At 64.7% G+C, this 12,145-nt stretch carries 13 protein-coding genes and 1 pseudogene; 5 read left to right on the forward strand and 9 right to left on the reverse strand.

Translation table 11 applies throughout. The features are described 5' to 3' along the window. The 5 genes and pseudogenes from VNW74_RS24625 to VNW74_RS24640 form a co-directional block, all read right to left on the reverse strand. Window positions 1-633: alpha/beta hydrolase family protein (locus VNW74_RS24625; protein ID WP_325681699.1), on the reverse strand; the 633-nt coding region annotated here is incomplete at its 3' end. A 16-nt stretch (window positions 634-649) separates the two neighbouring features. Continuing rightward, a pseudogene (locus VNW74_RS31980) lies at window positions 650-718 on the reverse strand (hypothetical protein); the annotation flags it as partial. 15 nt (window positions 719-733) lie between these two features. After that, a complete protein-coding gene (locus tag VNW74_RS24630; protein ID WP_325681701.1) occupies window positions 734-1,825 on the reverse strand; it encodes a homogentisate 1,2-dioxygenase in 1,092 nt (363 codons plus the stop codon). Window positions 1,826-2,092: 267 nt separating this feature from the next. Continuing rightward, window positions 2,093-3,268, reverse strand: a complete 1,176-nt coding sequence (locus tag VNW74_RS24635; RefSeq protein WP_325681702.1) for an acyl-CoA dehydrogenase family protein — start codon at window positions 3,266-3,268, stop codon at window positions 2,093-2,095. Between the two features lie 26 nt (window positions 3,269-3,294). Further along, window positions 3,295-3,618 carry a hypothetical protein gene (locus VNW74_RS24640; RefSeq protein WP_325681704.1) on the reverse strand — a complete coding sequence of 108 codons (324 nt, stop codon included), beginning with the start codon at window positions 3,616-3,618 and terminating at the stop codon, window positions 3,295-3,297. Window positions 3,619-3,811: 193 nt separating this feature from the next. On the opposite strand from VNW74_RS24640, the gene VNW74_RS24645 reads away from it, so the two are divergent. The 3 genes from VNW74_RS24645 to VNW74_RS24655 all read left to right on the forward strand — a co-directional run bounded on the left by VNW74_RS24645 (window position 3,812) and on the right by VNW74_RS24655 (window position 6,576). Beyond that, entirely contained in the window at window positions 3,812-4,447 is a 636-nt protein-coding gene (locus VNW74_RS24645; protein WP_325681706.1) for a TetR/AcrR family transcriptional regulator, read from the forward strand. Window positions 4,448-4,526: 79 nt separating this feature from the next. Further along, window positions 4,527-5,576 carry a hypothetical protein gene (locus VNW74_RS24650; RefSeq protein ID WP_325681708.1) on the forward strand — a complete coding sequence of 350 codons (1,050 nt, stop codon included), beginning with the start codon at window positions 4,527-4,529 and terminating at the stop codon, window positions 5,574-5,576. 49 nt (window positions 5,577-5,625) lie between these two features. Further along, window positions 5,626-6,576 (forward strand): LLM class flavin-dependent oxidoreductase, encoded by a 951-nt coding sequence (locus VNW74_RS24655; protein ID WP_325681711.1) that lies wholly within the window; start codon window positions 5,626-5,628, stop codon window positions 6,574-6,576. A gap of 149 nt (window positions 6,577-6,725) precedes the next feature. Here VNW74_RS24655 and VNW74_RS24660 read toward each other — a convergent pair whose 3' ends face one another. Next, complete coding sequence (locus VNW74_RS24660) at window positions 6,726-7,697, reverse strand: NADPH:quinone oxidoreductase family protein (RefSeq protein WP_325681713.1); 972 nt, start codon at window positions 7,695-7,697, stop codon at window positions 6,726-6,728. 21 nt (window positions 7,698-7,718) lie between these two features. Continuing rightward, window positions 7,719-8,726 (reverse strand): oxidoreductase, encoded by a 1,008-nt coding sequence (locus VNW74_RS24665; protein WP_325681715.1) that lies wholly within the window; start codon window positions 8,724-8,726, stop codon window positions 7,719-7,721. A gap of 22 nt (window positions 8,727-8,748) precedes the next feature. On the opposite strand from VNW74_RS24665, the gene VNW74_RS24670 reads away from it, so the two are divergent. After that, entirely contained in the window at window positions 8,749-9,606 is an 858-nt protein-coding gene (locus VNW74_RS24670) for an aldo/keto reductase (protein ID WP_325681717.1), read from the forward strand. Here VNW74_RS24670 and VNW74_RS24675 read toward each other — a convergent pair. Further along, window positions 9,603-10,244: a TetR/AcrR family transcriptional regulator gene (locus tag VNW74_RS24675; RefSeq protein WP_325681723.1), complete on the reverse strand. Its 642-nt coding sequence runs from the start codon at window positions 10,242-10,244 to the stop codon at window positions 9,603-9,605. The genes VNW74_RS24670 and VNW74_RS24675 overlap by 4 nt on opposite strands. Window positions 10,245-10,384: 140 nt before the next feature. On the opposite strand from VNW74_RS24675, the gene VNW74_RS24680 reads away from it, so the two are divergent. Beyond that, window positions 10,385-10,939, forward strand: a complete 555-nt coding sequence (locus VNW74_RS24680) for a pyridoxamine 5'-phosphate oxidase family protein (RefSeq protein ID WP_325681719.1) — start codon at window positions 10,385-10,387, stop codon at window positions 10,937-10,939. A gap of 793 nt (window positions 10,940-11,732) precedes the next feature. Here the strand turns inward: VNW74_RS24680 and VNW74_RS24685 are convergent. After that, window positions 11,733-12,145 (reverse strand): amidohydrolase family protein (locus VNW74_RS24685; RefSeq protein ID WP_325681721.1); only part of this gene is annotated, 413 nt, incomplete at its 5' end.

The following is a 12,145-nucleotide window of genomic DNA, read 5'->3' on the forward strand; positions in this document are numbered from 1 at the left end:
CGGTTGGTTGGCGTTGTCCGGGTTGTACAGATCCAGTTCCGGGTCGCGTTTGGTGGGGTCGGATTCGTCGAGGATGGACGCGTCGAGCCATTCGGTCAGCGTGCCGTGCCGGCTGATGTGTGCGGCCAGCAGCATGATGCCGTCGGCGGCGGGCAGATCCAGCTTGGTCAGATCGGGCCCGTCACCCGACGGGCTCGACGTGATGGTCGGGTGCTGGGCCTGCTGTTGGTAGAACACCGACAGCGAACCGCCGCCACTCCAGCCGGCCAGCACCACCTTCTGATAGCCCAACCGTTCCTTGGCGTCCTTGATCGCCGCGCCGAGGTCCTCGACCACCTTCTCCATCAGCAGCGCCGAATCGGTGCCGCGGAACCGGCTGTTGCAGTAGACGACGTGGTGACCGGCCCGGGCCAGTGCGTTGATCATCGGCAGGTAGGCGCCGCCGCCGATGGGGTGCATGAACACCAGCACCGTGTCTGACGGTTTGTCCTTGGGCTTGAGCAGATAGCTTTCCAGCACGGTGATCTCGGCCAGCCCGCCATAGACGTCCCGGACGCCGGAATTGTTTTCGAAGGCAACGAGATAGGGGATCCGGTCGTAGTCGTGCTTCACGGCTTGTTTGGCTGTTGTCATCAGCGCCGCTCCTCGTCATCACTTCGTTCTGCATCGTCGCCGGCCGGGCTTGTGCGCCGCTCCTCAGCATCGCTTCGCTCTGCATCGTCGCCGGCGCGCATCAGTGCTGTCCCAGGTCGTGCGCCAGCACCTCGGCGGACGGGGTCAGGCGGCGGCGGGTGTCGACGGCGATCACCTGCCAGTCGACGCGGGAATGCTCGTCGAATTTGCGGCGCGCCCGCTCTCGCGCCTTCTCCGGTGCACCGTGGTGAACCCCTTGCGGCGCATGGGTAATCAAACCCGGTGGCATCGGGATTCCGTACAGCGAACCGCCGTGGAAGATGGCGATCTCGTCGTAGTCGACGTTGCGGTGATACCAGGGTGTGCGTTCGGTGCCGGGCACGCCTTCGGCGGGTTTGGGCAGGAAGTTCATCACATAGACACCGGTGGCCTGCATGAACAGGTGGACGGTCGGCGGCAGGTGGACGCTGTCGGACGTGATCACATTGTAGTCGGCGATGTTGAACGTGAACGCGAAGTTGTCACCGCGCCACCCTTCGACGTCGAGGGGATTGTGTTGGTAGAACAGCGTTGTCGGGCCGCCCTCGTGGACAAGCCGGACCTCGTACTCGTCGCGGCCGTCGTCCTCGATGGGCTCTGGGTCGGGGATGACGGCCTGCGAGGGGTCGAACGGAAAATGCCGGCCCAGCGAACCGGGCGGCGGGACGCGGAACTCGTCGCTGGCCTCGATCATCAGCAAGGTCGACTCGGCGTCGGGGACTTGCCGCCAGGTGCATGCCTTGGGGATATACACCCAGTCGCCCTCGCGGTAGCGCAGCGGCCCGAACTCGGTCTCCAGCAGACCGCTGCCCTGGTGCACGAAGCACAGCAGATCACCGTCAACATGGCGGGTGTAGAACGGCATCGGCTGGTGGCGGCGGGACAACAGGATTCTGCAGTCGTCGTTGCTGAACATCAGCAGCGGACCGCCGTCGGCGTCGGTGGCGTCGCTGGGTTTGAGCTCGCTGGACAGCACGTCGATGGGGCGCAGCGGACCCTCCGACCGGTAGGCGGTGGGGTCGTGGCGGCGGTAGATGTTGGCGGTTCGGCCGGTGAATCCACCGCGGCCCAGCTCGTCGTCCTTCAGCCCGTCGAGGTTGGCATGCAGTCGATGTGGTGTCGTGCCTTTGCGCAGGTGAATGAAGGATTCCATGGTGCTCCAGGGTGTGCGACAACGACGGCGACGACAGGAAGTGAAAGTGAGATTACTTTCTGTTTTGACGCGGTGCAAGGGCCGACAACCAGGCAGATTCCGCCGAGACTTAAACCATTGCGCAACACGTCGGCGTGTCTGCGCTGACGTTTAAGTGTCGCGGACGAACGGCCCAGTCAAACGAATACAGATGTTCCCAAGGCCACCGGGGCCCCACACCAGAACGCGCATGCGGGTGCTCACCCAGATATCTCCAAACTGGCTTGTTCAGTAGGATTTCGGGAGTCCGAGTGAATGCTCGGCGACGTAATTGAGGATCATTTGCCGCGATACCGGGGCGATGGTTTGGATGCGCGCGAGCCACCAGTAGTTGGTCAGGTCATATTCAAGGGCCATCCCATTGCCACCATGGGTTTGGATGGCCTGGTCGAGGCAGAAGATGCCCGCTTCGGCGGCAGCCAGTTTCGACATGTTGCTGGCCTCGGCCGCTGGCAGGCCGGCATCGTAGAGAAATGCTGCCTTGTGCATCATGAGCGAGGCGAGTTCGAGCTTGATCTTGCCTTCCGCCAGCGGGTGCGCGACGCCTTGGTGAGCGCCGATCGGCGACGACCAGACTTGCCGTGTGCGCGCGTAGTCACTTGCTTTGGCCAGGGCGTAGCGGGCGATCCCGATCGATACCGCCGACACCAGGATTCGCTCGGGGTTGAGGCCGTCGAACAGAGCCTTCAGCCCGTTGCCTTCGCCCCCCACGACCCGGTCGACGGGCACTCGGACATCGTCGAAAAACAGGGTGAACTGTTTTTCGGGCTCTTCCAGCGCCGTTTCGAGCGGCTGGCGCACGAGTCCGGGGCTGTCGGGGTCCACAATGAGCAGCGACAGTTTGCCCTTGCCGTTGTTTTCAGCGCCGGTCCTTGTCACCAAAAGGATCTGATCGGCGGTGTCAGCTCCTGAGATGTAATACTTCTGGCCGTTGACGATGTAGTGGTCACCATCGCGAGCCGCCGACGTGGCCAGGTTGTGGGTATTGGATCCGGCGCCCGGCTCGGTCAGGCCAAGCGCGAACCGAACTTTGCCTTGCGCAATACCGGGCAGCCACCGCTGCTTCTGCTCTGTTGAGCCGTGCCGGACCAGGATTGGCGCGACGATCCCGGGTGTCACCAGTAGTGCGAGCAAGGGGCAGCCGGCGGCGGCTGTCTCCTCAAGCATGATGGCGAGTTCACGGATGCCGGCGTCCCCGCCGCCATACTCCTGTGGAAGGTGGACGCCGAGGAAGCCGCCGTCGCCGAGTCGATGCCATAGCTCGGTCGGAGTGCGGCTCTCGGCGTTGCACTGCTTGTAGTACGCCGGACCGAACGAGGCTGCAATCGAATAGATCGCCGCCCGGAAGGCCTTTTCCTCGTCGGTGGGTACGAAGGGGGAGACGGATTCAGCGTTGAGTGTCATGGTCTCTCGTCGTCGGTTCCAGTGATTCAGTCTTGTCGGGAGTTCGCTTCGACAACCCACTGCGGAAGCGGGTCGGGGATCTTGAAGTACAGGTCGAACTTGCTGATGCGCCCGTCGTCGCCGATTGTGGCTTCGACAAGCTCATGCATCGTCAGGACGTCTTCGCCCGGGTTCGGCTGGATAGTCTCCACGCACTCGGCCACTGCTGAATTCCCGTCTGCGGACCACGTGATCCGGGGCGCTTCCATATGCCATTTCGTGAATGTAGGCACGATGTGCTCAAGGAAGGCCTGGTAATTCTCGCGGCCGACGACAGTGTCCGGGCCCCCGTCGCCGTCGTTGTCACTCACGAGAGGCGATCCTTTCCGGTGCGACCGCGGCGCCCAGAAGACACGGACGATGAACACGACGGGTGTGAACGATCGTGCACACGCTGTCCTATGACAGTGACTTGCCTCACGCTTGATGTCAAGAAAAAGTTTTCATAAGGCAAAATCTCTTCTCATATATAAATCTGGTTCATGTTCGTCGTATGCTCGCGGCATGAGTTCCGACGCATCCGCTGTTGCCTCCGCGTTAGATACGGCCAGCGGGAACGATGTGGCGCCGGTCGAGGGGTTGAGAGATCGAGGCAAACGACGCCGTCGGGAGCGAATTCTCGAGTGTGCACGTGAGCTGCTCGGCGAGGGTCCCGCCCACTCCTTCACCATCCAGGAGCTCGCGGCACGCGCCGAGGTGTCCATCCCCACGATTTCGAACCTGATCGGCAACCGTGACGCGATTTGGGCCGCACTGGCTGACGATGCGGTGGGCGCTATCGACTATGCGGCGCTCTCGCACCGTGATCCACGGGACCGAGCGCAGGCCATTGTGGCAGCCATGGCCGATGCGATGACCTCGGACAGGGTCATCACACGCGCACTGATGCGGGACTGGTCCCACGGTGTCGGCGCGATGTCGCTTGACCCCACCAAGGAATTGATGGCGTGTTTCGTCGCCGCCCACGACGGCAGCGTCGGCGCGGGTGGTCTCGTTCCGCGTCGATTGGGCGAAGTTGTCGCCGCAGGTCTTATCGGCTGCTTGCATCAGTGGGGGGCTGGCCTGATATCGGATCGCATCATGCGCCGGCGCCTGCACGACGTCGTCGACGTCGCATTCGTGGCGCTGGGGGCGCGATGAGAGGCGTATCGCTCGTCGATAGTGATATTCGGTTGCCCTGTGCTTCGGCATCAGCCGGGCCGATGTAAAGGATCCCCTCATGCGCTATGTGAACTACCTCGACCCGCACCCGAGCGTCGAATCCTTTCGACTCTCCCATAGTCCGCGCGACGGCCTTGGTGTCGTACTCATCTGCCCTTGGGTGATCCTGCGCGGCGAGTCCGGCGCCAACTACCAGTTCATGCGTGCCTATGCCCTGCCCGAAATGCACACGGTCATCAACTTCGGCGCCTATCGCGGCATAGGAGAACTCGACAAACAAGCGCCATTGCTGATCTCCTTCTCCGAACATCCAGCCGTCGAGGCGTACACCGTCACCGAAGACGCAACGGCCATTACCTACGCTTCACCGAGTCACCGACTACGCTTGGGTCCCGGGCAATTCGAGTGGGTCGATGCGGGCGGGCGCATTGATCTGCGCGCCGAATTGATGGGTCAGCCGTGCACCTTCTTCGTTCCAGAACAGACGGGAATCCCGCACCCAATCCTGTCCCGAAGTCATTTCGGCTACGTCACAGGGACTATCGATGATGACCCGGTACGAGGTATCTGGACGCACGACTTCATTTTCAGTCGGCCTGGTCTTACCTTCGGCGAAACCCATTTCACGCGCGTCCTGCACAACTATTGGATGAACTGGATGGTCGAATACGACGACGGCACGTTCGAGGGTGGGCATGCTTGGCGTGGTCGGCCCGGGACAGGTTTCGCCGCCGCGCACCATGTGGTCGACGGGGTGAGCCATGCCCGCAGCGACGCTCGAATTACGATGACACACACCGAACGCGGGTCCATCGACACGTTGACCCTTCAGCTTGGAGACGAGTTGGTCGTCGAGTTGGACCAGCACGGCTCGCTCGACTGGCCGATCCACACATACGGGACGGTCCGCCACATCTCGCGCGACAAGACGGTGGTGCGAAGCTGGAACTACTCCGAACAGTTCCCGCACAACTGGGGCCTCGTGGAGGACTACCAACTCGCTCACGCCAAGCTGTTCGGGCAATACCCCTCTCTTCAAGGTCTACTATCGGGCGCCTCCGTCAAACAGGGACTGCTTCGCTTCGACACGACGCCAACCGCGAACTAAACACCCAGTTCATCTGCAACTCGGTTCTGGCACAACGGAACCACCAACAGTGGCCCCATTCCAGTGTCAAGGAGGCAGCGGCACAATGAGATTTGGAATCACCGTAGACAACCCCGCCACCCTGGTCGACGACGCACGACATGCAGAGGAGCTCGGGTTCGATTTCCTGGGCTGCGGCGAACACCTGTTCTTTCACGGACCTACCCCCAACGCATTCGCCATGCTCGCCGCGGCAGCCGGGGCGACCAGCCGGATCAGGCTCGTCAGTTCCATCGTCTTGCTGCCGCTCTACCCGGCCCCGGTCGTCGCCAAACTCGCCGCCACCATCGACGTCATCTCCCAGGGGCGCTTCGAACTTGGGATCGGCTCAGGCGGAGAGTACCCGCCCGAATTCATCGCCGCCGGCATCGATCCGGCCACCCGATTCCGCCGAACAGATGAAGGCCTATACATCATCCGCCGGCTGTTCAGTGGAGAGACCGTCACCTTCGATGGCGAATTCACCGCCGTGCCAGGGCTGGCCCTCAACCCGCCGCCCCACCAGCGCGGCGGCCCACCCATATGGCTAGGCGGACGCAAACCGGCAGCCCTTCGACGTGCCGGCCGTCACGCCGATGTCTGGATGCCCTACATGGTCGACCCCATCCAACTCCGCCGCGGACTCCAACACGTTCGCGACGCAGCCAGCGACAGCGGCCGCGACCCCGCAGCCGTCGCCGCCGCACTGTTCGTGTGGGCGAGTGTTGATGACGATCCACTATGGGCCCGCGAGACCGGCATTAGAACAGTCAGCGCGGCCTACAACCAGGACTTCGCCCCGCTCGCCGACCGCTACCTGCTCCTCGGACAACCGGAATCCGTCGCCGCGCGAATCAACGAATTCGCTTATGCGGGGGCAGAATCCGTACTGTTCCAGATCGCCGCCAATGGGCGCGAAGATCGCCGCAGAATCATCGACACCATCGCCCGCCTCATCCTGACACACCCCCACCCGCAATAGGGGACGTCGCCAACGTTCAGACGTCGCGGTCCAAGGGCCGACAACCACGCAACACCGAGACTTAAACCATTGCGTAACACTTCGGCGTGTCTTCGCTGACGTTTACGTGTCGCGGGACGAGCGACCCGGTCACGGGCCAGCGGCGCACGCTAGTCCCGTATGCGTAGGACGACTTTGCCTTTGGCGGTGCGATTCTCCAACGACGCGATCGCGGCGGCCGCTTCGTCCAGCGGGTAGACCACCGGCTCCGGGGGAGCCAGCCGACCCGAGGCGAGGAGTTGCTCGACTGCGGCCCACTGCTCAGAAAGCGCACCGGGGTGTGTGCCGGCCCAGGCGCCCCAGCCGACACCGACCACGTCAATGTTGTTCAGTAGCAGCCGATTAACTTTCACGATGGGGATGTCACCGCCGGTGAAGCCGATCACCAGCAGCCGCCCCCCGGGAGTAAGCGAGCGCAGCGAGTCGGTGAACCGGTCGCCGCCGACCGGATCGACCACCATGTCGACCCCACGGCCATCCGTCAATTCTTTTACTGTGTCCTTGAACCCGTCGGCCAGCACGACGTCCGTCGCGCCGGCTGCCGTCGCGATCTCGCCCTTGTCCGGAGTACTGACCACCGCGATGACGCGGGACGCCCCGAGCGCCGTCGCCAACCGCAGCGTGGACGTGCCGATCCCACCGGCTGCCCCGTGCACCAGCACCGTCTCGCCGGACTGCAATCGGCCACGGCCAATCAGCGCGAAGTACATCGTCAGGTCGTTGAACAGCAGTCCGGCGCCTGCCGTGAAGCTCACGTTGTCCGGCAGCTTGAACACACGATCCGGTGCCACGACCGCGACTTCGGCCATGCCGCCGGTGAGCATGGTCAGGCCGACAACCCTGTCGCCGGGACGCACATGGACACCGTCGGGCGCCGATCGGACCACCCCGGCGATCTCCCCGCCGAGCACAAACGGCGGATCCGGTTTGTACTGATAGAGGCCGCGGGTGAGCAGCGCATCGGGGAAAGCCGCTCCCGCCGCGTGTACGTCGACGACCACGCCGTCGCCGGTCGGTTCGTCAATCTCGCCAACCTCGACCGCGTCCGGACCATCAAGTCGAGTCAACTGTGCTGCGCGCATGCCAGATGAGCCTACTGACTCTCAGAACCCGTCGGCGACGCGCACCACGGCACGCCCGGAGAACGCTCCCGCGCGCACCTGGTCGAGGACTGCGATCACGTCTTTCACGTCGACCTCGGTGGTGATCGCATCGAGATGCCGCGGCCGCAGCGAGTCGCCAAGACGCGCCCACAGCTCGCGGCGCGGGCCGATGGGCATCAGGACCGAATCCATGCCGAGCAAGGCGACCCCGCGCAGGATGAACGGCATCACGGTGGTGTGCAGCGCGGGTCCGCCGGTCAGGCCGCTACAGGCCACCGCGCCGCCGTAGTCGACGGCGCTGAGCACGTCAGCCAGGGTCGCGCCGCCGACACAGTCCACTCCAGCCGCCCATCGCGCTTTGGCCAGCGGCCGTGGCTTGGCTTGCGGATCGGCCGGCAGCCGACCGATAACCTCGGCGGCGCCAAGGTCTTTCAACCGTTGTCCAGCTCCTGGGTTCTGGGCCTTGCCGGTCGACGCCACGACGTGATAGCCGGCACCGGCGAGCAGATCCACACTGACCGAGCCGACGCCGCCGGAGGCCCCGGTCACCACGACCGGTCCAGCGCTGGGTTCGACGCCCCAGTCGATGAGTGCGTGCACGCTCATCGCGGCGGTGAAGCCGGCGGTGCCAATGGCCGCGGCATCGCGCACACTCAGCTCGTCCAGTCGCACGACCTGATCGGCGGGCAGGCGAGCATATTCGGCGTAGCCGCCGTGATGGCCGGTGCCGATCTGGTAGCCGTGAGCGACGACGGCGTCGCCCACGGCGAAGTCCGGTGACTTCGACTCGACAACCTCGCCGGTCAGGTCGACGCCCGGGACGACGGGGTAGTCGCGCACCACGCCGCCGCCCGGTGTCAGCGCCAGCGCGTCTTTGAAGTTGACGCTGGAGTACAACACCCGGATCGTCACGTCGCCGGGCGGCAGGTCGTCTGGGCGAAGGGTCTCGACCGACGCGGTTATCCGGTCGCCGTCTTGGCGCGCGACGAGCGCTTGAAACGTGTCCATTCCTCGACGCTAACCTCACCCCATGGAGTCCTTACCACTTGGTCACTTTTGTGTCGCCCGCATCGGCTTCGGCGCGATCCAGCTGCCTGGGCCGGGCGCCTTTGGGCCGCCGCGCGGCCGCGACGCCGCACTGGCCGTGCTGCGCAGGGCCGTCGAACTCGGCGTCAACCACATCGACACGGCCCAGTTCTACGGGCCGAAGGTCTCCAACGAGCTGATCCACGAGGCGTTGCATCCATATCCGGCCGACTTGGCGTTGGTCAGCAAGGTCGGAGCGCGCCGCGACGATGCCGGCGGCTGGGTGCCGCTGGCCGGCCCCGCCGACTTCCGCGCAGATATCGAGGCCAATCTGCGAACGCTCGGCGTCGATCAGCTCGCGGTGGTCAACCTGAGGCTGATGGACAACGATCGTCCCGACGAGCGCTTCGACGAGTTGCTTTCGGTCATGATCGCCGCCCGTGACGACGGATTGATCGGCGGCATCGGACTTAGCAACATCACCCGTGAGCATCTGCTGCGCGCAATAGAGCATACCGAGATTGCTTGTGTACAAAACGCTTTCAACCCCGTTGACCGGTCTGCGGCGCCGGTGCTGGACGAGTGCACGGCGCGCGGCATCGCTTTCGTCCCGTTCTTCAGCTTGAGATCGCCGTTTGCGGCACGGGATCAGGTGCTTGGACACGACGTGGTGCAGCGGGCCGCTGCCCGGTTGGGCCGCAGTCCGGCCCAGATCGCGCTGGCGTGGGCGCTGAGTGTGGCGCCGAACGTGTTGCTGATCCCGGGAACCTCATCGGTGCAGCACCTGGAGGAGAACCTGGCCGTCGCCGACATCGAACTCGACACCGAGACTCGTGAGCAGCTGAACGCGATCGACGCTTAGCCGCTGCGGCGCTTAGATTTTCGTCCCGGTGGGTGGCGCTGAAGCACGTGAGTCAGCCCGTCGATGATCAGTTCAAGTCCGAACGCGAATTCTTCGTCCAAGGGCACCGGGAGGCTATCTGCGACGCTGACGGTCGCGGGGAACGTCCGTGGGTCCAGATCCTGGACGGCCTGCACCAAGCGGGCGCCGTCATCGTGGGCGCTGGTGAACTGGATGGCAAAACCCAAGATGTAGCGGGCCAGCGTCGCATAGGACAGTGCCGCGAGCTCGGGCGGGAATCCGTTGTCGAGCAGGATGCCGATCAAACCTTCTCGTGCGGCCATCGCGTTCGGTCCCAGCGGTACATCTTCAGCCAGCAGCGGCGCGACGTTGGGGTGGCTGCGCAGCGCGTCAAACATGGCGCGGGCAGCCGTTTTTCCCGCTTCCTGCCATGCCATCGCGCGCAGTTGCGCGACATCTAGCTCGACGCCGCCGAACACCCGGTCGACGACGTGGGCGATCAAGTCTGCTCGGCTACCGAAGTGCCGATACAGCGTCGCCGTCCCGGAATTGAGCGCCTGCGCAAGCGTTCGCATGGACAAGGCCTCGGCTCCGTCGTCGTCGAGGATCTGCAGCGCGGTCGTGACGATGCGATCCAGCGGGATGGCGGGGCGGCCGGGGGAGCGACGGTTCTCCTGTTGATGGCTGGAGGTCACGGGCCTAAGTATGGCGGGTCTTGACAGTCAGCGCAATAACGGTAACACTGTATCCAATACTAACGGAACAAGGACGGTCCACCATGCTCCTTCCACTCGCAACCGAGCCCTTCGCGGTGCCCACCGACCGCGACATGCTGCCTTCGGAGCGGCGTGCTTTCGTGCGTACCCACCGCACCTGCGTGTACGGCTACCGGCGCTTACACGACGGGCCGGCGATGTCGATCGTGTACTACATCCCCACCGACGACGACGAATTGCTGGTGTCCACCATGGCGCCGCGCGGCAAGGCTAAAGCCGTTGCACGCGAAGGCAAAGTGAGTCTCTGCGTGCTCGACGAGCATTGGCCGTTCGCCTATCTGCAGGTGTATGCCGATGCAACCGTGGAGCGGGATCGCGACTTGGTGGTCGACGTCATGATGGCCGTCGCCGGCCGAATGTCCGGCGAGGCGCTCGGCGAGGAAGCCCGCCCGTTCGTTGAGGCAATGGCTGAGCAGGAGGACCGCGTCGTCGTACGCTGCCGGCCCTACGAGACCTTTGCCCAGCCGCCGCGGCATCTGCACCGCAATGACCAGGAAGAGCAGATCACCCACTGGGTATCGGCCACCGTGCCGTGGGACGCGCCGGACCCGATGTGAAACCGATGCCTCGTAGCCCAGCTTCGCTCCGAGGCGGCCCCGATATTGCCAGGCTTATGGCAGGTGCGTCTCACAGCACACCAATTCTTGGAGATAACGCTGGTGGATGTCCCCAAGTTAGTCCCAGCAATCAATCTGAGAATAGGTCGGGTCATGGCCGCACGGACACAAGGCATTTCGCATCGACACCGTCACTTACGAATTCTTTTCGGCACTCTTAGCGCTGCGGCGATACTCGGCGCACCAGTGGCGTGGACGCAGCTGGATGCGCCACTGGCGCACGCAGACCCGCCGGTTGCACGCCGGGTCTTCCGCTTCCGGGGTGCCCCGCGTACGTCCGGTCGGCGCCCGCGCCGTCAGCTTGTCCGGTCGCTGTCCCCGGCTGCCCTGGGTACATCCCTCCCCCGCAGGCCTTCAACAACCCTGTGACTCCACCCAGTGGGGATGGTTACCATCCCCACGGCGGAAAGCCCGGTAAGTCCGGGAAGCCCGGCTCAGACGGGAAGCCCGGGAGTCCGCCCGACGGGAAGCCCGGGAGCCAGGAGCGGGCGGTGATTCGAGCCAGTCCTCGCCGCCAGCCGGGGCGCCGAACGCGACGGAGCACACCGCTCCCGCGCCGGACCACACCGCTCCCGCGCCAGCCGGGGCGCCGGACGTGTCAGGTCCCGCGCCGGCGGCCCCACCGGCTCCGGCACCGGTGATGTCGGCTCCTGCGCCGGTGATGTCGGCTCCGTCAAAGTAGCGTGCCCGCACCGCCGATACTGCGCGCGCACGCGCGTCCCAGTGGCGGCGGTCAGGTGCTGCTTGTTAGCCGGGCGACGACCCGTATGGCGCCGCGGCTGAGGACGTGGCGGATCTGTCGAACGGGTGACTGCGGAATCGGTTGCGGCGCTGCACCGAGGCGGGGGAACAGCGCCAAGGCGTTGGTGCGCTCGATGGCGTCGCGGGTCGTGGCGTCGATTGCCGCATAGGTTTCCAGGCCGGCTGCGAACAGCTTTCCGGCGGCAACGGGGGCGTACGGGTAGTCCGACCCGAAGGTGATGTGGCCCGGTTTGGCGAAAGCCAGCAGGCTGGGCAAGGCGGCCGCGCTGGACGACAACGCGGTGTCGAAGTAGAAGCTGGCGAAGTCGTCCAGCACATCGGCCCAGCTGCGGCCGGTGTCGGCGGTGATGGCTATGGCCATCCGGTGACTGGCATAGGGCACGA

The sequence above is a fragment of the Mycobacterium sp. genome (assembly GCF_035570115.1).
Taxonomy (GTDB): Bacteria; Actinomycetota; Actinomycetes; order Mycobacteriales; family Mycobacteriaceae; genus Mycobacterium.